This is a genomic window from Pararhodobacter sp. SW119 (genome assembly GCF_017811755.1).
Taxonomy (GTDB): Bacteria; Pseudomonadota; Alphaproteobacteria; order Rhodobacterales; family Rhodobacteraceae; genus Pararhodobacter.
The window spans coordinates 1-23,790 of record NZ_JADDJF010000030.1; the positions used below are offsets into that span (position 1 = coordinate 1).

General features: G+C 64.8%; 21 protein-coding genes. 12 read left to right on the plus strand and 9 right to left on the minus strand.

Annotated elements, in window-relative coordinates:
* Positions 1–760: 760 nt before the first annotated feature.
* On the minus strand, positions 761–934 hold the full coding sequence (locus IM708_RS14760) for a CsbD family protein (RefSeq protein WP_209427346.1): 174 nt from the start codon (positions 932–934) through the stop codon (positions 761–763).
* 770 nt (positions 935–1,704) lie between these two features.
* Entirely contained in the window at positions 1,705–3,153 is a 1,449-nt protein-coding gene (gene guaB, locus IM708_RS14765) for an IMP dehydrogenase (protein ID WP_209427347.1), read from the minus strand.
* A 184-nt stretch (positions 3,154–3,337) separates the two neighbouring features.
* On the opposite strand from guaB, the gene IM708_RS14770 reads away from it, so the two are divergent.
* The 5 genes from IM708_RS14770 (at position 3,338) to IM708_RS14790 (ending at position 11,692) form a co-directional block, all read left to right on the plus strand.
* The gene (locus IM708_RS14770; RefSeq protein WP_209427348.1) at positions 3,338–4,552 is read left to right on the plus strand and encodes an NADP-dependent isocitrate dehydrogenase; all 1,215 of its coding nucleotides are present in this window, start codon (positions 3,338–3,340) and stop codon (positions 4,550–4,552) included.
* Positions 4,553–5,031: 479 nt separating this feature from the next.
* Positions 5,032–6,630: an ABC transporter substrate-binding protein gene (locus IM708_RS14775; RefSeq protein ID WP_209427349.1), complete on the plus strand. Its 1,599-nt coding sequence runs from the start codon at positions 5,032–5,034 to the stop codon at positions 6,628–6,630.
* An 87-nt stretch (positions 6,631–6,717) separates the two neighbouring features.
* Entirely contained in the window at positions 6,718–7,695 is a 978-nt protein-coding gene (locus IM708_RS14780; RefSeq protein WP_209427350.1) for an ABC transporter permease, read from the plus strand.
* Positions 7,692–9,410, plus strand: a complete 1,719-nt coding sequence (locus IM708_RS14785) for an ABC transporter permease subunit (protein WP_209427351.1) — start codon at positions 7,692–7,694, stop codon at positions 9,408–9,410. The genes IM708_RS14780 and IM708_RS14785 overlap by 4 nt, the downstream gene beginning before the upstream one ends.
* Positions 9,407–11,692, plus strand: coding sequence for an ABC transporter ATP-binding protein (locus IM708_RS14790; protein ID WP_209427352.1), 2,286 nt, complete (start codon positions 9,407–9,409; stop codon positions 11,690–11,692). The genes IM708_RS14785 and IM708_RS14790 overlap by 4 nt, the downstream gene beginning before the upstream one ends.
* Positions 11,693–12,020: 328 nt before the next feature.
* On the opposite strand, the gene IM708_RS14795 is transcribed toward IM708_RS14790, so the two are convergent.
* Positions 12,021–12,614, minus strand: a complete 594-nt coding sequence (locus IM708_RS14795) for a hypothetical protein (protein WP_209427353.1) — start codon at positions 12,612–12,614, stop codon at positions 12,021–12,023.
* Positions 12,615–12,875: 261 nt separating this feature from the next.
* On the opposite strand from IM708_RS14795, the gene IM708_RS14800 reads away from it, so the two are divergent.
* The 4 genes from IM708_RS14800 (at position 12,876) to IM708_RS14815 (ending at position 15,331) form a co-directional block, all read left to right on the plus strand.
* On the plus strand, positions 12,876–13,073 hold the full coding sequence (locus tag IM708_RS14800) for a CsbD family protein (protein WP_209427354.1): 198 nt from the start codon (positions 12,876–12,878) through the stop codon (positions 13,071–13,073).
* 102 nt (positions 13,074–13,175) lie between these two features.
* Positions 13,176–13,592: a hypothetical protein gene (locus IM708_RS14805; RefSeq protein WP_209427355.1), complete on the plus strand. Its 417-nt coding sequence runs from the start codon at positions 13,176–13,178 to the stop codon at positions 13,590–13,592.
* Positions 13,592–13,969 carry a hypothetical protein gene (locus IM708_RS14810; RefSeq protein WP_209427356.1) on the plus strand — a complete coding sequence of 126 codons (378 nt, stop codon included), beginning with the start codon at positions 13,592–13,594 and terminating at the stop codon, positions 13,967–13,969. Before IM708_RS14805 ends, IM708_RS14810 begins: the two co-directional genes overlap by 1 nt.
* A 72-nt stretch (positions 13,970–14,041) precedes the next feature.
* Positions 14,042–15,331, plus strand: a complete 1,290-nt coding sequence (locus tag IM708_RS14815; RefSeq protein ID WP_209427357.1) for a DUF2254 domain-containing protein — start codon at positions 14,042–14,044, stop codon at positions 15,329–15,331.
* Between the two features lie 10 nt (positions 15,332–15,341).
* Here the strand turns inward: IM708_RS14815 and IM708_RS14820 are convergent, their stop codons facing one another.
* Positions 15,342–16,565 carry an AI-2E family transporter gene (locus IM708_RS14820; RefSeq protein WP_209427358.1) on the minus strand — a complete coding sequence of 408 codons (1,224 nt, stop codon included), beginning with the start codon at positions 16,563–16,565 and terminating at the stop codon, positions 15,342–15,344.
* A gap of 166 nt (positions 16,566–16,731) precedes the next feature.
* Between IM708_RS14820 and IM708_RS14825 the strand changes: the two genes are divergently transcribed.
* Positions 16,732–18,024: a phospholipase D-like domain-containing protein gene (locus IM708_RS14825; protein ID WP_209427359.1), complete on the plus strand. Its 1,293-nt coding sequence runs from the start codon at positions 16,732–16,734 to the stop codon at positions 18,022–18,024.
* A gap of 162 nt (positions 18,025–18,186) precedes the next feature.
* Positions 18,187–18,459, plus strand: coding sequence for a hypothetical protein (locus tag IM708_RS14830; protein WP_209427360.1), 273 nt, complete (start codon positions 18,187–18,189; stop codon positions 18,457–18,459).
* A gap of 230 nt (positions 18,460–18,689) precedes the next feature.
* On the opposite strand, the gene IM708_RS14835 is transcribed toward IM708_RS14830, so the two are convergent.
* From IM708_RS14835 to IM708_RS14855, 5 genes are read right to left on the minus strand one after another with little or no spacing between them, the layout of a single operon-like run.
* A complete protein-coding gene (locus tag IM708_RS14835; RefSeq protein WP_209427361.1) occupies positions 18,690–18,992 on the minus strand; it encodes a hypothetical protein in 303 nt (100 codons plus the stop codon).
* Positions 18,989–21,532 carry a cytochrome c oxidase subunit I gene (gene ctaD / locus IM708_RS14840; RefSeq protein ID WP_245243215.1) on the minus strand — a complete coding sequence of 848 codons (2,544 nt, stop codon included), beginning with the start codon at positions 21,530–21,532 and terminating at the stop codon, positions 18,989–18,991. The genes IM708_RS14835 and ctaD overlap by 4 nt, the downstream gene beginning before the upstream one ends.
* Positions 21,529–22,194, minus strand: coding sequence for a cytochrome B (locus IM708_RS14845; RefSeq protein WP_209427362.1), 666 nt, complete (start codon positions 22,192–22,194; stop codon positions 21,529–21,531). The genes ctaD and IM708_RS14845 overlap by 4 nt, the downstream gene beginning before the upstream one ends.
* A complete protein-coding gene (locus tag IM708_RS14850; protein ID WP_209427363.1) occupies positions 22,191–22,697 on the minus strand; it encodes a CopD family protein in 507 nt (168 codons plus the stop codon). Before IM708_RS14850 ends, IM708_RS14845 begins: the two co-directional genes overlap by 4 nt.
* Positions 22,694–23,410, minus strand: coding sequence for a cytochrome c oxidase assembly protein (locus IM708_RS14855; protein ID WP_209427364.1), 717 nt, complete (start codon positions 23,408–23,410; stop codon positions 22,694–22,696). Before IM708_RS14855 ends, IM708_RS14850 begins: the two co-directional genes overlap by 4 nt.
* 192 nt (positions 23,411–23,602) lie before the next feature.
* Between IM708_RS14855 and IM708_RS14860 the strand changes: the two genes are divergently transcribed.
* The gene (locus IM708_RS14860) at positions 23,603–23,788 is read left to right on the plus strand and encodes a hypothetical protein (protein ID WP_209427365.1); all 186 of its coding nucleotides are present in this window, start codon (positions 23,603–23,605) and stop codon (positions 23,786–23,788) included.
* Positions 23,789–23,790: the final 2 nt, after the last annotated feature.

Here is a 23,790-nt window from a genome sequence, read left to right on the forward strand (position 1 = left end):
GGCCGATTCCACGGCTTCATGCAGCCCTTCTGCGGCCCCGCGTCGAAGAACCTTGCCGCCTTCGGCCGCTGGCACGCCGCCCGGAACAACGCGGACCGCTCCTGCCTGGATGCCCTCAGGCTGCTGCTCGCTTCAGGCCCTCGCACCAACACGGTTTGCTGACACCGCCCAGAAGAGGGTTTCGACTTGGCGGCAGCGCACGTGAAAGACGGCGGCCTCGCGAGTCGGAGGAAGGACATGAGGGGTGCTTTCTGACGTGGGCACGACCATGAGGGATTTCCCGACGATGTTGCGCCCGCGAACTAACGCGCGCCGGAGCAAACTTGTTCCTAAGCAGACATGCTGCCCACGCAGAATCGCCGGTTCGTTGTCCATTACTGCGGCGCCTTTGCAGTCGGGAGGCACTGTTAGCGCACCGGGTCCGTCGTATCCGCGGCCCGTACCTCGGTCCGGTTCTCATCGCGGTTCCGTGTGGGCGAGGCAGAATTTCGTACCGCTCTTTCGGACCTCAAGAGGCCAAACGCTACCACCACGAACAACAGGGCGAAGATCACTAAAGCTCCTATGACGTCAAACATCGATTTGTCTCCTGTGCTTGAACTTTTGCCAACAGGGAGGCCGCCGAGTAAGTGGTCAAGGGCGGATCCGGCAACAGCGTGCGATCAGGGCGCCCTTTCGTCCCAACATTGCGATGCAAGAGGTTGACTGTTTTCACGCGCGCACTCCGGGCGACCGTCTCGGCCGCCCCGTACCGCAGTCATCACTTGCCTCGGAGTTTATCCTTGGCGCTGCCAAAAGTGCTCTGCGCCTTGCCCTTGGTCTGATCGGCTTTGCCTTCAGCCTCGGTCTTCTTGTCGCCTGTGGCTTTGCCAAAACCCTCCTTCGCTTTGCCGCCAATCTTTTTCGCGGAGCCTTTGACCCTGTCGCTATCCATTTTCGCCTCCTGATGAAGATGAAAGTGAAACTGAAATGGATCGGCAACGTTCCGTGCAGTTCACCTCTGCACCGAAATGTGAGGCCCCGCTCAAGGACTTTGCTCTGACACTGCCCGCCGCTGCCTTGGAGCCATTGAGGAAGAAGCGCGCGGAAATCCATCGGGGCTCGCAGAGACGAAATATCGGGCCGCTCAAAGAAGCCGGATATACGTACGCAATGCGATCGCCGAACCAGAACCAACCAGACCGTTGCAATCAGGCGGGGTCCATATACGTCCACAAATGACAGCACATTGCGAAAAGGTGCCGGTGGAACTCTTCGCGGAAGAGGGCGTAGGCCGCTAGCTGCATCAACTCCGCGCGCAGACCATCTATCGCGGCCTTGAACGCGTCCGCTCCCGCTTCATCCTCAGGATGGCCGCCAACAACCTCGCCCGACTGCCACGGCTTCTGGCTGCGTGACGATGCGAAAACGCATCAGGAGCGCATGCCTTCCGCCTCGAAAGACACCACGCTGAACCCCGACAGTCGCTGCGAGGGGAATCCGTCCCGGCCCGCAGACTTCTTCAGCAACCTGTTAGTGGCATTGGGGGCGGTACTCCCGCCCGCCGCACCCGTGCGAGGCCCTGCCTTGTTGCCCGGGTCAGCGGCCCTCATTGGCAGATGAAGGCTTCCTCATCTGTATTTCATCTACGGGCTCTGTAAGTTCCCGCTAAGTTCCGCTATGTTCCACTATTTCTCTTCATCTGTCAAAAGCAGAAAGCCATTTCTATTGAGCGCTGTAGTTCGGGCTTTCCCTTGTGATTGTCACGTCGTGGACGTGGCTTTCCATCAGCCCGGCTCCGGTGATGCGGACGAACTCGCAGTTCTCCCGCATTTCTTCCACAGTGCGATTGCCGGTGTAGCCCATCGCCGCGCGCAGCCCGCCGACCATTTGATGAATGACGGTGCCGACCGGCCCCTTGTAGGGGACCTGGCCTTCGATGCCCTCGGGTACCAGTTTGTCGCTTGCCGCATCCTTCTGGAAATATCGGTCCGCCGAGCCGCGCGCCATTGCGCCGAGGCTGCCCATGCCGCGATAGCTCTTGTAGCTGCGGCCCTGGTAGAGGATGACCTCGCCCGGGGCTTCGTCGGTGCCGGCAATGGCCGAGCCGACCATAGCGCAACTCGCGCCAGCTGCGATCGCCTTGGCGAAATCCCCGGAAAACTTGATCCCGCCATCTGCGATTACGGGAATATCGCCAGCCGCCTGCGCCGTATCGAGGATCGCGGTCAACTGTGGCACGCCAACGCCCGCAACGATCCGTGTTGTGCAGATCGAGCCAGGCCCGATCCCTACCTTCACCGCGTCGGCACCCACGTCGATCAGGGCCCGGGTCGCCGCGGCTGTTGCGACGTTGCCGGCCACGACCTGCACCTCGTTCGAAAGGTTCTTCACCCGCTTGACCGCCTCCGCGACTAGGGAGGAATGGCCATGCGCAGTGTCGATGACCAGAAGATCGACCCCCGCTTCGATCAGGGCGGCGGAACGATCGAACCCCGCGTCGCCCACTGTCGTCGCAGCCGCAACGCGCAAGCGACCGAGATCATCCTTGCAGGCCATGGGATGCAGCACCGCCTTTTCGGAGTCCTTCAGCGTGAGCAATCCGGTGAGCCTGCCTTCGGCATTCACCACCAGCAGCTTCTCTATGCGCCGCGCCTGCATCAGGCTGCGGGCTTCTTCACGGTCGGCAGGTTCGCGCAGGATGGCAAGGTTTTCAGACGTCATCATGGCATGCACCGGCGTGCGGTCGTCCGAGGCGAAGCGCATGTCGCGGTTGGTCACGATGCCGACGACGCGGCCGGTGTCGTCGACGACCGGAAAACCCGTGACATTGTAGCGTTCCGCAAGTTCACGGGCATCTGCCAGGGTCTGGTCGGGCCGCAGGGTGATCGGACTGTAGACGATACCGGATTCGAAACGCTTGACCCTGCTCACCTCGCGCGCCTGCGCTTCGGGATCGAGGTTGCGGTGGATGACGCCCATTCCGCCGGCCTGCGCCATGGCGATCGCCATGCGCCCCTCGGTCACCGTGTCCATGGCCGAGGAGAGCAACGGGATGTTCAGACGGATCGACCGGGTCACCCAGGTTGCGGTATCGGCCTGCGTTGGGAGCACCGACGAGGCTGCGGGTACCAGGAGGACGTCGTCGAAGGTCAGCGCCTCGCGAATCTGCATCGGCCGGCTCCTTGGGCAGCAGGTTTCGTCTGGCGCGTCCCTATTTCACGATGACGCGCGGAAGAAAAGGGGAACCCGGTGAATTGCGCGGTCGATTTTGGTATGCAATGGCATACTGCGCTTTCCTTGGCACGGGAATTGGTCTAAGAGGCGCACAACGACTCAGGCCAGAACGGAGGGCAGTATGACGAAGATCAAGGTCGACAATCCCGTCGTCGAACTCGACGGTGACGAGATGACGCGCATCATCTGGGATTTCATCAAGAAGAAGCTGATCCTGCCCTATCTCGACATCGATCTGAAATACTACGACCTCGGCATCGAGGAGCGCGACCGAACCGACGATCAGATCACCGTCGATGCTGCGAACGCCATCAAGGAATACGGTGTCGGCGTCAAATGCGCGACCATCACCCCCGACGAACAGCGCGTCGAGGAATTTGGCTTGAAGCAGATGTGGCGCTCGCCCAACGGGACGATCCGCAACATTCTCGGCGGCGTGATTTTCCGCGAGCCGATCATCTGCAAGAACGTCCCGCGTCTGGTGCCGGGCTGGACCCAGCCGATCGTCGTGGGGCGTCACGCCTTTGGTGATCAGTACCGTGCAACCGATTTCCGCTTTCCGGGCAAGGGGAAGCTGACGATCAAGTTCGTCGGCGACGATGGCACGGTGATCGAGAAGGAGGTCTTCGACGCGCCGGGCTCCGGCGTGACGATGGCGATGTATAACCTCGACGCCTCGATCATCGATTTTGCGCGCGCGAGCATGAACTACGGCCTCGTCAAGGGCTGGCCGGTGTATCTCTCGACCAAGAACACAATCCTGAAAGCCTATGACGGCCGCTTCAAGGACCTGTTCCAGAAGGTCTACGAAGAGGAGTTCGAAGACAAGTTCAAGAAGGCGGGCATTACCTACGAACACCGATTGATCGACGACATGGTTGCCTGCGCGATGAAGTGGTCGGGCGGCTATGTCTGGGCCTGCAAGAACTATGACGGCGACGTGCAGTCCGACACCGTGGCGCAAGGTTTCGGAAGTCTTGGTCTGATGACGAGTGTATTGATGACGCCGGACGGCAAGACCGTTGAGGCCGAGGCCGCGCATGGCACCGTCACCCGCCACTACCGTCAGCATCAGGCCGGAAAGGAAACGTCGACCAACTCCATCGCATCGATCTTTGCCTGGACCGGCGGGCTGAAGCATCGCGCCAAGCTGGACGGCAATGCCGAGCTCCAGCGCTTTGCCGAAACGTTGGAAAAGGTCACCGTCCAGACGGTCGAAGATGGTCACATGACCAAGGATCTGGCGCTTCTGGTCGGGCCTGACCAGAAGTGGCTGACTACGATGGGTTACCTGGAAAAAGTCGACGAATACCTCAACAAGGCGCTTGTCACCTGATTGGGACCCGGAGCGGAAAGAGCCCGCAGTTTTGTGATGCCTTCTATGCGAAATGTGCCCCGAGCGATTGTCCTGTTGCGTGATGCGCGGCAGGACATGGTGAGTGAACATTTGCCGGTTTAACCCCTGAAAAGGTATCAGATTATCAAGAGAATCCGCCCCGAACGAGGTCGCCGCTACGAGCGGGTGCTGCTATTGGTCCGGCGGGTTTCGGCAAGTCCACCCTGCTGCATGCGCTGACCGGGATTTTGCCGCGGTCAATCCCGGCAGATGGGCGCGGCGCTATTTGGCTTTTCCGAGAGGAAGGGGAGCCGACGCCGCCCCCTGTACTCCCCCGCTTCGGGTTGCCTTGACACTCTCATGCCGGTTCCCCTAGCGTTGGCGCACCATAAACGTTGGTGCGACCATCTCTTGGCAGGACTGTCGCTGAAAAGAGATAAAGCAGATCGACACCGCCGACCTGACAAGGGGGAAAGTCCATGAAAACGAAAGCCTTGCGCTTTGGCGCGGCACTTGCGACCGTGCTTCCTTTGAGCGCGCCCGTACTCGCGCAGGAACGCGTGCCATCGGTCGAGATAATGACCACGACCGAGGCCTACGATCCGATCCGCTATGAAGGTGCTTTCATTGTCGCCGAAGCCTGGCGTGAACTTGGGCTCGATGTCACGGTCTCGCCGCTGGAATTCAGGACACTGCTTGACCGGTTCTACTCGGAACAAGATTTTGACGCGGTCATCCTGGGCTGGTCGGGGCGCGTTGACCGGCTTGATCCTCAGTTCTTCCTTGGCACGCTCGACGGCCGTCAGGCAGGTCTGGGAGCAAACAATCCCGGCGGTTACCAGAACCCGGAATACGATGAGCTTTATGACGCGCAGTCCCGTGAGTTCGACATAGAGCGCCGGCGCGACATCGTGCACGAGATGCAGGAACTCTATATGCCCGACGTCCCTGTCGTGATCCTGTTTCACCGGGACGAGGTCGTTGCGTACAACAACACCACCTTCACCAACATGAACGCCATGGCGGGCGAAGGGCTCTATTCCGAATGGGTGCCGATGGAGGCAGAGCCCGTCGGGGACCGTCGCACCCTGCGGATCGGGGGGCCGCAGGAGCCTGACAACGTGAACCCGCTCGCGTCGACCAGTGTCTGGGGCTGGAAGTGGATGCGGCTATACTACGATCGTCTGGTCCGCTTGAGCCCGGATGTGGAACCGGTTCCCTGGGCCGCGGAAACGGTCGAAGCGGTGGATGAGGTCACAATCGACGTGACACTGCGCGAAGGCATGTTGTGGCACGACGGCGAGCCGATGACGGCTGAAGATGTGGCCTTCACCTTCGACTACTACATGGCGAGCGAATACAGTTACTTCAACTCGTATCTCGCCCCTGTCGCCTCGGTTGAGGCGACAGGGGCGCTGTCAGTGCGCTTCAATCTCAGCGAACCATCGGCTCCCTTCGCCACCATCGCCCTCAGCCAGATCCCGATCCTGCCCAAGCATATCTGGGAAGAAATCGAGAACCCGGGCGACCTGACACCTGACCAGATCCCGACGGTCGGGTCGGGCCCATTTGTCTTTGACCGCTATGACCGCGGCGAATTCATGTCGCTAACCACCAACCGCGACCATTTCCATGAGGGCGAGATCGCTGTCGATGGCGTTGAATTTGTCATCTATGCCGATGCCGAAGGGGTGTTTACCGCGCTCCAGACCGGCCAGATCGACATGACCGCGTGGCGGATGGAGCCGGGGCAGATCCCGCTGGCCGAAGGCAATGACGACCTGACCGTCGTCTCGGTGCCGGACTTCGGCTACTTCCATATGACCTTCAACACTCGGCGCGCGCCCTTCGACGATGTCGCCGCGCGCCGCGCGCTGACCTACGCGATGGACCGGGGGCGCATGGTGAACGTGCTGCTGGACGGTCGTGGCGAGGTCGGAACCACCGTGATCGCACCCGTCAATGCTTTCTGGCACAACCCCTTTGTCGAGCGGTTCGACTTCGACATGGACGCGGCGCGGCAGGAACTGGAGAACGCGGGCTATTCCTGGGATGCGGAAGGCCGTCTGGTCCGCTGAACGACGCTCAAGCGATTGCCCTGCCGCACATCCGGTGCGGCAGGGCGTTTTGATTTCCTGGCTCCCTCGGCCTGACAAGGATGGGCGATGTCGCGCCGTACCTATCTGATCAAGCGCGTGTTTCAGGCGATATTGTCGCTCTGGATCATTGCGACGATCCTGTTCTTCCTTTTCCGAATGGGACTACCCGATCCGACCGCGGCGCTCATCACCGAAGGTCTGAACCCCGAGCAACGCGAAGCCGTGCGCGCCCAGTTCGGGCTCGATCAGCCAGTCTGGCAGCAGTATTTCCTGTTTCTTTCGAATGCGGTGCAGGGCGAATTCGGCACCTCGTTTTCCTACCGTGCACCGGTGGCCGGGATCGTCTGGGAGAGGCTGGCCAATACGATGATCCTCATGCTTGCCGCGATCGTCCTCGCCTACGGGATCGGCGTGCCGCTCGGGGCATGGCTGTCCTGGCGCCGGGGGTCGCGCGTCGACACTGCAGGCATTTTCGTCGGGCTGATGTTCCGTTCTGCGCCGATGTTCTGGACCGGGATGATCGCGATCCTGATTTTCGGTGTGACCCTATCGCTCATGCCGACAAGCGGTATGCGGACGCTTCCCTACGACGCCGTGGGTTTCTGGGACAAGGTGCTGACGCTCGATTTCCTGTGGCACGCGGTGCTGCCTGTGATGATAGTCGCGCTCTACTATCTTGGCTCGCCGCTTCTCATCATGCGCAACACCATGCTCGAGGTCTATGGCGAGGACTTCATCGAGATGGCGCGTGCGAAGGGCCTGCCGGAGCGCGACATCCTCTACAAGCATGCCGCGCGCAACGCTCTGCTGCCGGTCGTCACGCAACTGGCCGTCACCATCGGGCTGGCCGCCGGCGGGCAAGTGGTGGTCGAGGTCGTCTTTTCCTGGCCGGGTCTGGGTCGCGAGATCCTCAATGCCGTGCGCACGTCTGATTTCCCGCTCGCGCAGGCAAGCTTCCTCATCATGGCGGCCTTTGTGATCACGCTGAACCTGTTTGTAGATATCCTCTACACGACGCTCGATCCCAGGGTCAGCTTCCGATGACCATGCCGCCGTTCCTTCGCGCGGCGGCCGGCCCGCTCAAGTTGATGTTGCAAGACCGTCTTGCCGTCATCGGGCTTTGCGTGCTGGGCGTCATCATCGCGATGGCGCTCTTGGCGCCGATGATCGCAACGCACGATCCGCGCCAGATCAACGAGATCGAGGATGGATCGGTTCTCGTGCGGGGCACCGATACATGGGAACTTTCTGAAAGCCTTGGGCCGCTCGCGCTCAACGATGCGGATCATCGCGGCAACGAGGCGCTGATCGTCGGGCGCGAGGGTACGGTCTGGGAACGTGACGGTGACGACTGGAGGCGCGTTCAGGTTCCCGTTGCCGCGGATCTGCACGCGGTCGCTTTCGGGCCGCAGGCGGGGGCGCTGATCGTGGGCGATTCCAGCACGGTATTGGCGCAGGTCGGGGAAGGGTGGCGCGTGATCGACCCCCCCCGGCCCGCCGATTTGCGCGGCGTCGCGTGGATCGATCCCGACTCAGCCCTGATCGTAGGCGCCGGCGAAGAGATCTGGCGCCTTGACGTTGCTTCAGGCGACATCACGGAAATCGACAGTCCGGTCGGTCGTGGTTTTGCGCTTGCATCGGTCGCAAGGGATACCGACGGCACGCTGCTGGCTGTCGGTGCGCGCGGCCTCGCGGTCCGCTACGACCCCGCGACCGGTGCGGCAACGCTCGACCGGCTCGGCTCCAGCCGCGATTTGAACCATATCCACATCGCACCCGGCGGCGCGGCGCTGGTGGTCGGCGAAAGGGGCACGCTGCTGCGCCGCGACGGACCCGAGGCGCGCTGGCAGACCGACACCGCACCGGACACTCGGGCCCTGCGGGCCGGTTGGATCGACGATGGCGGGCGTGCCGTCGCGGTCGGTCGAAACGGGATCGCCATGGAGTGGGATGGTGACGCCTGGCAACTGGCCACAACCGAATCCGAGCGGCACCTCCGTGCACTTCTGATCGAGGGCGACAGATGGCTTGCCCTTGGTTCGGACCGCTTTGTCACCCGCTTGGCGCCGCCGTCGGCCGAGCACTGGTTCGGCACCGACCACCTCGGTCGCGACCTCTACAGCCAGAACGTTCACGGTAGTCGCATCGCCCTTCTGGTGGGGTTTCTTGGCGCGACGCTTGTCGTTTTGATCGGCACCAATGTCGGCCTGATCGCGGGCTACTATCGCGGCCGGACGGAAGCTGTGCTCATGCGCACGGTCGATGTGATGTACGGCATTCCGTTCGAGCCTTTCGCGCTGATCCTAGTGCTGCTGTTCCAGCCCAGCCTCCTGATCGTCATCCTTGCCGTGTCGCTTCTGACGTGGCGAACTGTGGCGCGCCTGATCCGTAGCCAGGTCCTGAGCCTGCGCGAACGTCCCTTCGTGAAGGCCGCGCGCGTGGCGGGGGCGTCGGACCTGCGCATCATGTATCTGCACATCTTTCCCAACGTGATGCCGCTCGTGTTTCTGGAGTTGGCGATCATCGTGGGCGTCAGCATCATCGCCGAGGCAACGCTTTCCTTCCTCGGCCTCGGTCCGCCGCATTCGATCAGCTGGGGGGGCATCCTGCATGATGCACGCCTTTCGGGGGCCTGGCGCACGGCCTGGTGGTGGAACCTGCCGCCCGGGATATTCATCATGGTGACGGTGTTGTCGGTTTTCTTCGTCTCGCGCTCGCTCGAAGTGGTTGCCAATCCCCGGTTGAGGGCACGCCAATGAAGGACAGTGCGACGCGAAACCTGCTCGATGTCCGCGACCTGGCGATCCACTACCGGACCGGGGCGGGTCCGGTGAAGGCCGTCGACGGGATCGACTTCACCATTGCCCCGGGCGAGGCGCTGGGGCTGGTGGGCGAGTCCGGTTGCGGAAAGACCACCGCCGCCAAGGCGATGCTGAAACTGCTGCCCCCCAACGGCGAGATTCCGCGCGGCCGGATCGACTTTGCCGGCCGCGACCTGGTGCCGCTGACAGGCGAGGACATGCGCTGCGTCCGCTGGAAGGAAATCGCCTGGATCAGCCAGGCCGCGATGAACGCGCTCGACCCGGTCTATCGCGTCGGCGACCAGATCCTTGAGGCGATGCAGGCGCATATCAGGATCGATCGGGCCGAAGGCATGGCGCGGGCCCAGGATCTGTTCCGCGCCGTCGGGATCGACCCGTCGCGGCTGCGCGCTTACCCGCACGAGATGTCGGGCGGCATGAAGCAGCGCGCGGTGATCGCCATGGCCATGGCGCTGGAGCCGCAACTTCTGATCGCGGACGAGCCGACGACGGCGCTCGATGTGGTCACGCAGGCGCAGATCCTCTCGCGGCTGGCGAAGCTGCGGCGCGAGCGGGGCATGGCGCTCCTCTTCATTACTCATGACATTTCGGTCGTCGTGCAGACCTGCGACAGGGTCGCGGTCATGTACGGCGGCAAGATCATGGAAACCGGCCCAGTGCGCCAGGTTTTCGCCCAGCCGTTCCATCCCTACACGATGGGCCTCACCAACGCCTTCCCCACGCTGGAAGGGGCGCAGCGCGAACTGATCTCGATCCCCGGCACGCCGCCCGATCTGCTGGATCCGCCCGTGGGCTGCCGCTTTGCCGAACGCTGTCCCTTCGCCACCGATCGTTGCCGGGCCGAGGACCCGGCGCATCACCAGGTGGGGGCGGGGCGTTACTCGGCCTGTCACTATCCCGACCGGGTCGAGGAATTTCGCCGCACCGCTGCGACCAATGAAGCCTGGGCCGAGGTTGGCCGGCGCCTTGACGAGGAGGTGACGCTGGCGACACGGCGCATCCGGACCTCGAGCGCCGAGGTGCTGCGAGTCGAAGGTCTGGTGAAGCATTTTCCGATTCCGGCAGGGTTTTTTGGCAGATCCGAGACCAGCGTTCATGCGGTCGATGGGATCGACCTGACCCTGGAGGCGGGCGAGATCCTGGGATTGGCGGGCGAATCCGGGTCGGGAAAGACCACGACCGGCGAGATGCTCGTCCGTTTGCAAGAGCCGACGGAGGGACGCATCCTGTCAGAGGGCGACGATATCGCGCATCTGAAGGGTGCCGAGTTGAAGGCGTTTCGCCGGCGCGCGCAGATGGTCTTCCAGGATCCCTACCAGACGCTCAATCCGCGTTTCACGATCCAGGACATCGTCGGCGAACCGCTGACGATTCATGGTCTGGCCAGGGGTTCCGACCGGCGCGCCAAGGTCGTTCAGGCGCTGGAGCGCGCCGGGTTGAAGCCCGCCGAAACATACATGGAGCGCTTCCCGCATGAATTGTCCGGCGGCCAGCGCCAGCGCGTCGCCATCGCGCGCGCCATCGTGCTCGAGCCGCGCTTCATCGTGGCCGACGAGCCGGTGTCGATGCTGGACGTGTCGATCCGGGCGGGCGTGCTGAACCTGATGCGGCATTTCCGCGACGAGATGGGGATTTCCTTCGTCTATGTCAGCCACGACCTGCCGACGATCCGCTATGTCGCCGACCGGACCGCGATCATGTATCTGGGCGAGATCGTCGAGGTCGGACCGACCGAAAAGGTCATCGCCGAACGCAAGCATCCCTATACGCAGCTTCTGCTCGACGCCTCGCCCGAACCCGACCCGTCGGTCGAGAAGCCGCCGTTGGAGTCGGCGGGCGAGATCCCCTCGGCGATCGACGTTCCGAATGGCTGCCGGTTTCACAATCGCTGCCCCCTTGCGACCCCGGTCTGTGGCTGGGAGGGGCGCGACGTGGTGGCTGCGCTGGCCGAATGGGACATGGCCAACCGGGCGCGCCCGGCATTGGGAACGCCGGTAACCAGCGGCCTGTCGGTCCGCATCCCCGCGCCGCAGGGGCCCGCCGCCGCCCGGGCGCAACTGGCTGACGTCCTGTCGGAGCGTCCCCCGTCGCTGGCCGAGGCGGCGAGGATCGAAGAACACGCAGATGGCTTGGTGGTGCACTTCGAAAGCTATCCGTCGCCGCGGCGGCGGGGGGTTGGGGAGGGGCATGAGGTGGCTTGTGTGCTTTATCCTGAGTGAGCTGGGGCCGGGCGCGTGTTTCGGACCCTGGAAGGGGGGGGCGTGCAAATTTGCACGCTTTCGCAAGTTATTGAATTGAGATGGAAATGCGCGGCCGTTAACCGCAATGAAAGTTTTGGATTGAGCCGCGGGGGCGTCGGGCGAGGGGGGCTTTTCCCAGCAGATCGGGGTGCTGGCAAACGTATGGCAAGTGTATGGCAAACGTATGGCACCTGTCTGGCACTTTGCCGGCCCGCAGGGGTTACAGGACCCCTACGGGCGGTGCCCGGCGCGGCGGTGCCATGACGGAATCCGGGGGCGTCGCGGCGGCGGGAGGCGGGGGTCCCGTTCAGTAGCGTGTCCGAGAGCGTTCGCGGGAGGGCAGGTCGCCGGCGTGATCGAACGCGCCCGAGGGGGCCGTGCGGCGCGCGGTGTCCGACAGTCCTTTCTTGCCCGTGTCGGCATCCGGATCGTCCGGGTGGAGGGGCGCACCTTCCTCCATCATCTCGTTTGGGCCGGTCGCGCCCTCCTGCTTGAGGGCTTGCGCCTTCTCTGCGAACTTCACCTGATCGGACGCGCTCTCTTCCGAACCGGCGGCGTCGGGTTCGTCCGGGGTGCTGCGCGCCGCGCGCTCGGCCGTCGCGCGGTCGAGCGCGGCGTTGAGGTAGTCGTGCTTGGTCAGCGTGCCCTCGTTCCCGCCGGCGGGCGTGGCGCCGGAGGGCGCGGCTTTCGCACGTGCCTCGCGCCCCTGGCGGTTGGCGATGTCGCGCGCGCGATTGCGGCGCGCGCGCAGGCGGCTGATCAGGTCCGACAGATCGCGGTCCGAAAGCGCGCCCAAGGCAGGCTGGCGCGCCATGTCGGTCATGGCCAGTTCATCTGAATCGAGCGCGCGACGCTCTTCGGCGCTTGCCGGGCTGTGCTTCTGGTTGCTGGTCTCGGTCATCGGGTCGTGCCTTTCTCGGTGGAGGTTATCATTCAACCAGCGGGCACTGTCATCGGTTCCTGAGGCCATGACCGCCGGGCCGCGCGCCGCCGGGGCTTGAACGCCGTCCGAATCCTGCGCTTTTCCGGTGTTTGGCCCGCCGCGCCGGCGGGACGTTGCGGATTTCGGGCTGGGAACGAAGATGGCATCCGATCAAGGGAACCCGATCGGTCCCGCTGACGTTGAGGGATGAACGGCAACCAAACACGACAGGAGCATCCAATGAACTGGGATCAAATCGAAGGCAAATGGAAGCAGATGAAGGGTTCGGCCAAGGAGAACTGGGGCAAGCTGACCGATGACGACCTCGACGTCGCGGCCGGCAATCGCGACAAACTGGTCGGCAAGGTCCAGGAGAAGTACGGGATCGCCAAAGAAGAGGCCGAGAAGCAGGTCGACGACTGGTCTTCCCGGACCTGACCCGCGCGCGCCGGTCCGCCCTACCTGACCGGTAGGGCGAAGCGCGCCAGAATGCTGAATGCAGATCAACCCTGGAAAGCACCTCTTGGAGGTGCTTTCCGAATGGAGGACCAAATGTCCAGTGAATCAATGGAAAAGTTCGGCAAGAACGTCGATGCGAAAACTGACAGTGTCAAAAAGCATGTCGGTCGCGCGGCGGGCGAGGCCTCGGATATCGCCGAAATGACCTATGACGAACTGCGCGAGCAGATCGCCGTGTTCAAATCGGACATCGCCGACCTGACGGCCGCGATGCGCGATCTGGGCCAGGCCAAGGTGCGCGAAGCGGGTGCCGCTGCGCGTCATACCGGCCAGAAGGCCGTGTCGGCAGCCGGCGACGGCTATGACTACGCGACAGAGCAGGTTGGCGAGGCGCTGAGCAGCGCCGAGCGGTTCACCCGCGAACGTCCGGCAATGGCGACGGCGATTGCCGCCGGGGCCGGCTTCCTGGTTGCATTGGCGCTTACGTCGCGGCGCTGATGCTGATCCCGATAGACCAGATCAAGCGCAGGGCGCGGTGGCACACTCGTGACATCGCGCTTGCGGTGATCGGGGGTGCGCTGCTGCTTGTCGGGCTCGGGTTCTTTCTGGCGGCGGCGTGGACACTGATCGCGGAACATTATTCCGGCCTGATCGCCTCGGCGTCGATCGGGGGGGTGTTCTTTGGGGTCGGGTTGATTGTCCTGGCGTTGCGTCGGCGCGAGCCTGCGCCCGTTCTTCCAACCCTCGACGAGCACCTGCGCGCCGAGGCTGCGCGACGCGGTGTGCCGCCGCCCGGTGGCCAGCTTCCGATGCTGGTCGAGGCCTTCGTATTCGGCGTCCATACCTATCTGCAGATCAGGAAGCGGCGTCGGTGAGCAGGCGCAGGATTTACTGAAGCCGCCGCGCAGAGCACTCTGCGCGGCGGCTTCGCGATTCCGGAGGACAACATGTTCGACTCGACCCTGTTCTTTCGCCTGCGGCAAATCTTCTCGCAGATCTGGGTGAAGCTGACGGTGTTTGCGCTGCTGTCCGTCGGCACCGCCTTTGTCGCGATGGCGCTGCGCCCGGTCGTGCCGACGGAATGGGAGGCGCATCTGGGCGTGGACGCGGTCGAGACGGTGCTCACCATCGTCGCGAGCTCGATGCTGGCGGTCTCGACCTTCTCGCTGGGGATCATGGCCGACGCGATCCGGGGGGCGGCGGATGGCGCCACGCCGCGCGCCAGTGCGTTGCTGCTGGAAGACGGCACTTCGCAGAACGTGCTGGCCACCTTCCTGGGGGCGTTCATCTTCTCGCTTGTCGGGATCATCCTGCTGCAGATCGACTTTTACCAGGATGGCGGTCGCGTCGTCCTGCTGGCGGTCTCGGTCGTCGTGATCTTCCTGATCTTCGTTGCGTTCATCCGGTGGATCAACCTGCTGCGGACCTTTGGCCGGCTTCCCGACACGCTCGCGCGCATGGAACAGACGGTGGGCGATTCCTTGCAGCGGCGTCTCGCGAACCCGTATCTGGGATGCCGGCGGCTGGAGATCCCGGCGCGGGAGTTCCAGACCATGCAGGCGGTCGAAAGCGCGCGGATCGGACATGTCCAGCATGTCGATGTCGAGGAACTGCAGGAACTGGCCGAGAAGCACGGCATCGAGATCGTCATCAACCGGATGCCGGGGCGTTTTGTCTGCGCCGGCCGGCCGATGGCCTATCTGAAGGGCACGGACGCGAAGATGGACGAGGAGTTCACCGACAAGGTGCTGGATTGCTTCACCATCGGGTCCACGCGCACCTTTTCGCAGGATCCGCAGTTCGGCATGATCGTGATGGCCGAGACCGCCTCGCGCGCGCTGTCGCCGGCGGTCAACGATCCCGGCACGGCGATCGACGTGCTGCGGCGGGCGCAGCGCGTGCTGAGCAAGTGGGAAACGCGCGCCAACCCCGAGACCGTGCACGACCGGGTGTGGATGGCAGGCCTCGATGCGAACGATTTCCTGCGCGACCTGCTGCGCCCGATTGCGCGCGACGGCGCCGGCTTCGTCGAGGTGCAGCACATCCTGCAATCGGTGCTGCGCGACCTTGCCCGCAAGGCGCCCGACATCTTCGGGCAGGCCGCGAGGCTGGCGTCGACCGAGGCGCTGGCGCGCGCCGAGAAGGCCCTGACGCTGGAGGCGGAGCGCGAGGAGATCCGCGAGATCGCGGCCGAGGTCGCGCGCCTGTCCGAGGACCGAGCCCGGAAGGCGATCTGAGCGGGCCGCGTCAGGGCGGCTCGCCGGTCAACTCCTTCGGCGTGGGGGTCTGGGCCGGGTCGCCCGACAGCAGGTTCGACAGCTTGCCCATCCCGGGGACCTGCTCGGCGATGACCCGGAAGGCCACCAGCAGCGGCACGGCGATCAGCATGCCCAGGAAGGACCACATCCAGGCCCAGAACGCGACCGAGAGGAAGACGAGCACGATGTTCATCCGCAGCCGGCGGGCGAGCATGAGGGGGGTGATCAGCTGCCCCTCGATCGTGGTCAGCGCGAGGTAGGCGCCGGTCACCATGAGCATGCTGGCAAGATCGTCGAACCACAGGAGCGACACCACTGCCGAAATCAGGACCCCTGTCACCGCGCCCACATAGGGGATGTAGTTGAGCGCGAATCCGAGGACCCCGAAGAGCACAGGCACCGGCATGTCGAGGGCCCACATCGCCGCGGTGATCGACGCGCCCAGCCCGGCGTTGATCAGGGTGATGGTGCCCAGATACCCGCCGAGGTTCAGTTCGATCTCGCGCAGCGCCCGGAAGGCCGCGCGCTTGTCGGCGAAACCATCGAAGCTTTGCACGATCTTCAGGTAGATCAGGTCGGCCGACGACAGCAGGAAGTAGAGGAGCACGAGCATGAAGACCACCTGCGCGACGGCCGCGGGCGCGTTGGCGAGGTAGCTCATCGCGCCGGTCGCGGTCGACACCAGGAATTCGTCGTCGGTCTGTTCCTCGCCATCGCCATTCTCGCCGCCTTCGCCCTCCGCGACGGGCTCGGCGATGATCGCGACGGATCGCAGGTCGGGCAGAGCCTCGTTGCCGTCTTCGCGCAATTCGGACACGACTGACAAGAGCGCCCCGCGTAGCGCATTGAACCTTTCCATGACGTCGCGCGTGATGTCGGGAAAGTTGTTGACGACCTGCATGATCGGCCCGCTGACCAGAAAGAAGATCGCGGCGATGCCCAGCAGAAGGCTGAGGACCAGGACCGCGGCGACCGGTGCCTTGGGCAGGCCATAGCGATGAAAGCGCCGCTGGACCGGCGCGAAGACGAAGAAGAGAAGCAGCGAGGTGACGACAGGCAGCAGGAAATCGCGCGCGTAATGCACGGCACCCAGAAGCAGAAGCACGAAGATCCCGATGACGGAAACCGCCGCGGCCCCGTGCAGGGTGACGCGGGCGGAATTGTCGTGTGGGGGCGATATCTGCGGACTGGTCGGCGAGGATGGGAGTGTCATGCGAAACGGGCCCTGCAACCTCTGTTGGAATGCCGAAACGGAAGGGCACCAGCTACACAACGCCGCCGCCCGCCTGCGGTTTCCTGTCGCATGCCGAAATGTGTTGCAGGGAACCGGTTGGCGGATGCGGCGTTGCCCCATCGTCGCACACCGTACAGGGGTTGTCATGTCGCCTTCGCCGCGCCGCTATCGGCGGAAGCTTCGCATCGCCGTGGCAGCGGTCGTGGCGGTGGTGCTGTTCTGGTTCTTCGTGGTCGCCCTGATGCCCTACCGGCACGAGTTGCGGCGCGCGGTCCCGCCGGGCACGCCCGCCTGCGATCCGCAGTTCGCGCGCGACATGGCCGGGCTTTACGGCAGCGCCATCATCAGCGGCAACCGGATCACCACGCTGGTCAACGGCGATGCGATCTTCGCGGCGATGCTGGAAGCGATCGGTGAGGCCGAAAGATCCATCACCTTCGAGACCTACATCTACTGGACCGGCGCGATCGCCGAGCGTTTCTGTGACGCCCTGATCGACCGCGTGAAGGCCGGTGTCCGCGTGAAGGTGCTGATCGACTGGGCCGGCAGCCTGCCGATGTCGGACGACCTTATCGACCGGATGCACGAGAATGGCGTGGAACTGCGGATGTTCCGGCCGATGCGGCTGCGCACGCTGACGCGGCTCAATAACCGCACGCATCGCAAGATCCTGGTCGTCGATGGCAAGCTGGGATTCATCGGCGGCGTCGGGATTGCCGACGAATGGTGCGGTGACGCGCGCAATCCCGGCGAATGGCGCGACACGCATTATCGCGTCGCCGGTCCCATCGTGGCGATGCTTCAGAACGCCTTCGCGCACAACTGGGTCGAGGCGCACGGCGAGGTCCTTCGCGGTGACGCTTTCTATCCCGAACTCGCGCCGCAGGGCGACACCGCGCTTCAGCTGGTCAAGAGCAATACCGGCAGCCGCAACGAGATCCACCTGATGATGATGACCGCCCTGGCCGGGGCGGAACGGCACATTCGCATCTCGACGCCCTACTTCGTGCCCGACAATGTCGTCATGGATCAGCTGCTTCAGGCCCGCAAGCGCGGCATCCGGGTCGATCTGATGCTGGCCGCGCGGCAAAACGATTCGGTTCTAGTCCGGCGCGTTTCACGGCGGTCCTGGCGCAAGCTGCTGGAGGCCGGGGTCCATATCCATGAATTCACCCCGACATTCCTGCACGCGAAGCTTCTGATCGTCGATGAGTGCTGGGCGTCTTTCGGATCGGCGAATTTCGACGAAAGGTCGTTTCGCCTGAACGACGAAGCCAACCTCAACGTCTATGACGAGGCGGTCGTGGCCGAGCAGATCGGCCTGTTCAACGCCGATCTTGCGCGCTCGCGCCCCGTGACGATTGCGGATCTGGACCGGATCGGATGGCTGACGCACGCGCAGGACATCGTGCTGTCGATCCTCAAGCCGCATCTGTGAGGCTGGCAGAGGTACGGCCCGCGGGCTGGAACCTTCGCGGGATTCATGCGTTTGGTTATATTAGCACCGCCTCAGCAGGCGGCGCAGCAGCAGGGCGCTTGCGCACCATCGCGTCGGGATGGTATGCGAGATGCGCCCGAAATTCGAGGCAAAGGAAGCGATATGACCGCACCGGACACCAACACGAAGAAGCAGGCGAGAAGACATCGCGGACCGTTGATCGGGATCATCCTTGCGGTGCTTGTCGCGGGTGCTCTGATGTTTTGGTTTCTTGGACGGACGATGGTGGTCGAGCCCGAAGTACAGGATGAACCGCCTGCCGCGGCGATCGATGCCGAGCCCGAGCAGCCCGCCGATGCCGCGGTTGCCGATCCGGATGATCCGGCCGTGGACGACGATCTGTTCATCGATGAACCGGCGCCACCCTCGGACTGATCGCGCTGCGAACTGAACACCATGAGGCTTTATGAGGCCGCCGCGAGGTCCCTGTGCAAGCAGGGGCCTTCTTTGTGGCGTTAGGGAACCAAATCTGCCTGCCTGCGTTTTTTTCATGTCCCTGAGTTGACATGGGGCTGTGCTCCCATCCCGAGGGCACACGTCCCTCTGGCCCGCCTTGCACATTTATCGCAAGGCGGGCTTTTTTTCATCCCGCCGCACTGCGGCCTTCAGCAACTGGTCGCCATCAGGACCGGGAAAAGCGTGAAGACGGTCGCGAAAAGCCCGATCCAGGCGCCGGCGCGCGGCAGGGCCTGCGCGGTCATCCCGCCCTGGGCCGGCACGCGCCAGAGCAGCGCGAGATGCGCGGCGATCCCGAGGCCCCATGCGCCGACCAGAAGCAGGCGCGCGCCGATCCCCAGACCTTCGGGGCCGGGGATTTCGGCGCAGATCGCCCCGTGCAGCCCGTAGACCAGCGAGAACATGACGGCCCAGAGCATCGGACCCGCCAGGCTGAGCGCAAGCCACCTCATGACACGCCCGCCTGCACGAAGAGGACCACGGCGGCGATCAGCGCCGTGACGGCGGTGAAGGCCTGCCAGACCTGCCAGGCGGGCAGGGCGCCCGGCATCGCGGCGTCGATCTCGCCCCGGCGGTACTGGTCAAGCGCGAAGAACGCCATCCCCGTGGCGACCAGCGCGTGCAGGCCGACGAAACCCGCCATGACCGCGCGCAGGGCGTCGCGGGCGTGCGCGGTGGGATCGTCCAACTGCATCGCCAGCCAGGCCAGCGCCACCAGGGCGAGCAGGTTGAAGGCCGAGCCGGCCAGCGTCCAGCCCGGGGCGATGGTGCGCTCGGCCCGGTGGGCGGCGATGGCGGCCAGCGCCAGCGCCCCGACCAGAACCGCCATGCCAAGGCCCGTCGCAAGGGTTGCGGCGGTCGCCGGCGCCGCCGCCGGGGCCGGGGTCACGACCGACAGGAACGCAAGTCCGAAGAGGAGCGACGCAAAAAGCGCGCCATCGGCCACCAGCAGGGCGTGCAGCCCGCTTTGCGCCAGCGTGGGACGCGCACGGGAATGCACGGGCAGGCGCACCCCCGGCGCGATCTCGACCGGGGCGGGATCACTGTCCAGCACCAAGCCGCGCCCCCAGACCCAGATCAGCGCCGCCACCGGGATCAGGGCCGCGCCGGCCAGCGGATAGAGCCCGCCCAGCATCAGCAGAACGAAAATCGCGATGCTCGCCGACAGGACCAGCGGCAGCGCAGAGTTTCCGGGAAGGACGGCGACGTGCAGCGGCCGCGCCACGCCGACCGAGGTGACCAGTAACTCGCGTCGGCCGCGCGGCGCGCCGGGCAGCAACCCCGCGCCGCGGGCGAGGTCCATCGTCACCTCCGAGCCGGTGCGGGAAAGTTGTGTGGGGCCGGGCAGCGAGGCGAAGTTGTAGTTCGGCGAGGGCAGCGGCATCGCCCAGTCCAGGGTCGGCGCGCGCCAGGGGTCGCGTGCCTCGCGCTTGCCCAGCGTCGCCTGCATCACCAGGTCCAGCGCGAACATCGCGAAGCCGATGGTCATCACGAAGCCGAAAACCGACGAGGTGAGGTTCAGCCAGATCCATTCCGGATTGTCCGGGTAGACATCGATCCGGCGCGGCATGCCCATCAGCCCGGTCAGGTGCATGATGAAGAAGGTGCCGTGAAAGCCGACCACGATCACCCAGAACGCGGCCTCGCCCAGTCCCTTCACCCGGCGGCGGCCGGTGATCAGCGGCATCCAGTAGGTCGCCGCCGCCATCATCGGAAAGACGAACCCGCCGATCAGGACATAGTGCAGATGCGCGGTCACGAAGGCGGTGTCATGCGCCTGCCAGTTGAAGGGCACGATCGCCAGCATCACGCCGGTCAGCCCGCCCATCACGAAGGTCAGGAAAAAGCCGAGTATGTGATACATCGGCAGGTGCAACTCGGGCCGGCCTTTCCACATCGTGCCGATCCAGGCGAAGATCTGCACCGCCGTCGGCACCGCAACCAGAACCGACGCGGCCGAGAAGAACGCCAGCGCCATGTGCGGGATGCCGACCGTGAACATGTGATGCACCCAGAGCCCGAAGGACAGGAATACCAGCCCCAGGATCGCCGCGACGATGGCGCCGTAGCCCAGGATCGGCGTGCGGCACATTACAGGGATGATGGTCGACAGCGCGCCGGCGGCCGGCAGGAAGATGATGTAGACCTCGGGGTGGCCGAAGAGCCAGAAAAGGTGCTGCCACAGCAGCGGGTCGCCCCCGCGCGCGACGTCGAAGAACGGCCAGTCGAAGGCGCGCTCCAGCTCCAGCAGGACCGAGCCGGCGATCAGCGGCGGAAAGCCCGCCAACATCATCACGCTGGTCCCCAGCATGTACCAGGCGAAAAGCGGCATTTCGGTCAACTTCATGCCCGGCGCGCGCTGGCGCAGGATGGTCACCGTGATCTCGACCGCCGCCGCCAGCGCCGAGATCTCGACGAAGGTCACGCCCAGAAGCCAGACATCGGCGTTGATGCCGGGGCTGTGCGCCGCGCCCGACAGCGGCGTGTACATGAACCAGCCGTCGCGCGGCGCCACGCCGAACAGAAGCGCCGTCAGCATGATCAGCCCGCCGAACAGGTAGCACCAGTACCCCAGCGATGTCAGCCGCGGAAAGGCCATGTCGCGCGTGCCCAGCAACTTCGGCAGAAGCCAGATCCCCAGCCCCTCCAGCATCGGGATGGCAAAAAGGAACATCATGATGCTGCCGTGCATCGTGAAGATCTGGTTGTAATGCTCGGTGTCCAGAAAGGCGCCCTGCGGGGTTGCCAGTTGCGCCCGGATCAGCATCGACAGGATCCCGCCGATGGCAAAGAAGACGAAGGCCGTCGCCATGAAGCGCAGCCCCAGGGTGGTATGGCTGACGGCGGTCAGCTGCCCGCGGAACCCGGGGTCGTTGGCCCAGACGCGCGCCGCCTCGCGGTGCAGCGACAGGGCGCGCTGGCGCGGGTTCGCGGGCAGGGCCAGCGCCTCGGCCTCGGCCAGCGAATGATCGGGGGCGGTCGCGTCGGTCATGGGGCGTCCTCGTCCAGGGTCGGCGGCCAGTCCGCATGGGCGACGACGACGAAACGCATGCCGGCGTGACCGACGCCGCAGAACTCGGCGCAGAGGCCGTCATAGCGCCCCGCCCGGTCGGCCAGGATGCGCGCCCGGTTCACGCGGCCGGGAATGGCGTCGACCTTGCCGGCCATCTGCGGCACCCAGAAGGAATGGATGACATCGGCCGAGGTGATCAGCACGTCGACCGGCACGCCCGCAGGGATGTGCAGCACACCGTCGCTCGTCACCTCTGCCCCGTCGGGGCCGGAATGAACGAACCGCCAGCCCCACTGGAACGCTTCGGCGCGCACCTCGATCGCGTCGTCGTCGCGGGGCAGGATGCGCTCGCCGACCCACAGCCCGCCGGCCAGCAGGGTCGTGAGGATCGCCAGCGAGAACCACAGCCCCAGTCCGTGCGTCCAGGTCGTCGGCGTGACGTTGCGCGGGGCGCCGAAGCCAAGCGCCAGAAGCCCCAGCACGAAAAGGGTGATCAGCGCCGCACCGGCCAGCATCGCCCACCAGAGCCAGGCGATCTGCGCGGCGATCGGCCCCGCGGGCTCCAGCGTCGAAAGCGGGCCGGCGCATCCCGAGAGGACCAGAACGCCCCCTAGGATCGACAGATCGCGCAAGGCTCTCATATCGGGACCAGCTGTGACGGGATCGGGTTTCCGCGCGGCTCCATCAGGAACTCGGGGAGCAGCCGGATCAGATCGTCCAGCGGCGGCTTGGCAAGAACGAGCCAGAGCACCACGCCGATCAGCGGAAGGATCGCGATCAGCGCCAGACCGGCGCGCGGCATGCGAAAGATTTCGCGCCGCTCGCCCGCATGAACGATCAGATAGCCGAGCCAGGCATGCGCGAGCACCATGCCGCCGACGGCAAGCAGTTTGGCCAGCATCCAGGGCGCCAAAATCTCCAGCGCGAAGATCAGCACGGTTCCGACGGCGACCGCGATGACCGCCGCCGGGGTCACGACGCCGGTGTAGCTGTAATGCGTGAGCCAGCGGAATTCGGTGAAGCCGGCCTGGGTGCGCATCTCGGCGCGCCGTCCGTAGATGTGAAGAAGGATCGGCAGCAGGATCAGCCCCGCGCACCAAATGGCGAGTGCGATGATGTGGATCGACTTCAGGATCGCGATCACGCGGTGGCCTCGTCGCGCAGGGCGCGCCAGGCCATCATCGCGGCGAGAGCCGCCAGCGGTGCCATGCCCGGCACCCACATGATCAGCCCCGCCAGTTGCTGGTCGGCCAGCGCGCTCAGCCCGAAGCGTTCGGCGTGGGCGAGGTGTTCAAGATAGAAGGGCGTCGGCGCGAAGGTCAGCAACGCCCCCAGCAGCCCCATCTGCCCGACCACCGGCAGAAGCCACAGCGCATGCCCCAGCCCGGGCCGGTGGAGGATAGCGGACCAGAACGCCCAGGCCGGTAGGATCAGTGCGGCCTGCATCGCCCAGTAGACGCCCGCATGGTCCCAGGCCGCACTGTAGGCTGCGGGCAGGTGCCAGAGCCACAGCGCCGCGGACATGGCCAGAAAGGGCAGGGCGATCGGCAGTCGGCGTACCGGAAAGGCCAAGGCGATCGCCGGCGCCAGGACGCCAAGGACGACAAGGTGGTGCAGCGTCCGCGCCGAGAAAAGCGCGGCCGTCATCGCACAGAGCGGCGAGACGAACGCGACGGTCGCTGCGACCGCGGCGAACTGGACGGCGCGGCGTTGACCCGGATCGGCCTCGCTTACCGCCAGAAGACCCCAGATCGTCAGCGCGACGAGGGCGCCGATCAGGTATGGGTCCGCATTCCAGGCCCAGTACCAGTCGGAACTGGCGGGCGCCGGGCCGCAATAGGGTAATGTTCCGTTCATTCGGCCAAATTCACTTTGCGCAGAGGTGAGAACGCATGGGGTCCTCTGTCGGTTCCAAGACTACGCGCGATCCGAAGGCGATGGTTCGGTTTTTCCTTGCGCGCGTCAAGGCGCGGATAGCGGATTGCGACCGACCGCCGGAACCTTATCGGGCTTGGCGCATTGAACAGCCGAAACTGATCGGAGGATTCCATGGACCTGGTCTGGCTCTTGCCGCTGCTTGCGATGTTCACGCTGCTGAGCGTGGTGGTCTTTGCATTGCTCAGCAAGAAACGCGTCGAGGAAAGACGACACGATCCGAACAGTCCCAAGTCGTCCCTGGCGCCGGACAGCGCCGGCGCCGGCGCGGTCGAAAAGCTGCAGCGCAAGCCGCGGTAAGC

Coding starts and splice junctions, on each gene's coding strand:
- IM708_RS14845 (WP_209427362.1), bottom strand. CDS start 22,194: ATGAGAGCCTTGCGCGATCTGTCGATCCTAGGGGGCGTTCTGGTCCTC.
- guaB (WP_209427347.1), bottom strand. CDS start 3,153: ATGCAGATTCGCGAGGCGCTGACCTTCGACGACGTCCTCCTGGTACCC.
- IM708_RS14820 (WP_209427358.1), bottom strand. CDS start 16,565: ATGACACTCCCATCCTCGCCGACCAGTCCGCAGATATCGCCCCCACAC.
- IM708_RS14780 (WP_209427350.1), top strand. CDS start 6,718: ATGTCGCGCCGTACCTATCTGATCAAGCGCGTGTTTCAGGCGATATTG.
- IM708_RS14810 (WP_209427356.1), top strand. CDS start 13,592: ATGCTGATCCCGATAGACCAGATCAAGCGCAGGGCGCGGTGGCACACT.
- IM708_RS14800 (WP_209427354.1), top strand. CDS start 12,876: ATGAACTGGGATCAAATCGAAGGCAAATGGAAGCAGATGAAGGGTTCG.
- ctaD (WP_245243215.1), bottom strand. CDS start 21,532: ATGACCGACGCGACCGCCCCCGATCATTCGCTGGCCGAGGCCGAGGCG.
- IM708_RS14770 (WP_209427348.1), top strand. CDS start 3,338: ATGACGAAGATCAAGGTCGACAATCCCGTCGTCGAACTCGACGGTGAC.
- IM708_RS14775 (WP_209427349.1), top strand. CDS start 5,032: ATGAAAACGAAAGCCTTGCGCTTTGGCGCGGCACTTGCGACCGTGCTT.
- IM708_RS14825 (WP_209427359.1), top strand. CDS start 16,732: ATGTCGCCTTCGCCGCGCCGCTATCGGCGGAAGCTTCGCATCGCCGTG.
- IM708_RS14855 (WP_209427364.1), bottom strand. CDS start 23,410: ATGAACGGAACATTACCCTATTGCGGCCCGGCGCCCGCCAGTTCCGAC.
- IM708_RS14805 (WP_209427355.1), top strand. CDS start 13,176: ATGGAGGACCAAATGTCCAGTGAATCAATGGAAAAGTTCGGCAAGAAC.
- IM708_RS14790 (WP_209427352.1), top strand. CDS start 9,407: ATGAAGGACAGTGCGACGCGAAACCTGCTCGATGTCCGCGACCTGGCG.
- IM708_RS14835 (WP_209427361.1), bottom strand. CDS start 18,992: ATGAGGTGGCTTGCGCTCAGCCTGGCGGGTCCGATGCTCTGGGCCGTC.
- IM708_RS14860 (WP_209427365.1), top strand. CDS start 23,603: ATGGACCTGGTCTGGCTCTTGCCGCTGCTTGCGATGTTCACGCTGCTG.
- IM708_RS14760 (WP_209427346.1), bottom strand. CDS start 934: ATGGATAGCGACAGGGTCAAAGGCTCCGCGAAAAAGATTGGCGGCAAA.
- IM708_RS14830 (WP_209427360.1), top strand. CDS start 18,187: ATGACCGCACCGGACACCAACACGAAGAAGCAGGCGAGAAGACATCGC.
- IM708_RS14795 (WP_209427353.1), bottom strand. CDS start 12,614: ATGACCGAGACCAGCAACCAGAAGCACAGCCCGGCAAGCGCCGAAGAG.
- IM708_RS14785 (WP_209427351.1), top strand. CDS start 7,692: ATGACCATGCCGCCGTTCCTTCGCGCGGCGGCCGGCCCGCTCAAGTTG.
- IM708_RS14815 (WP_209427357.1), top strand. CDS start 14,042: ATGTTCGACTCGACCCTGTTCTTTCGCCTGCGGCAAATCTTCTCGCAG.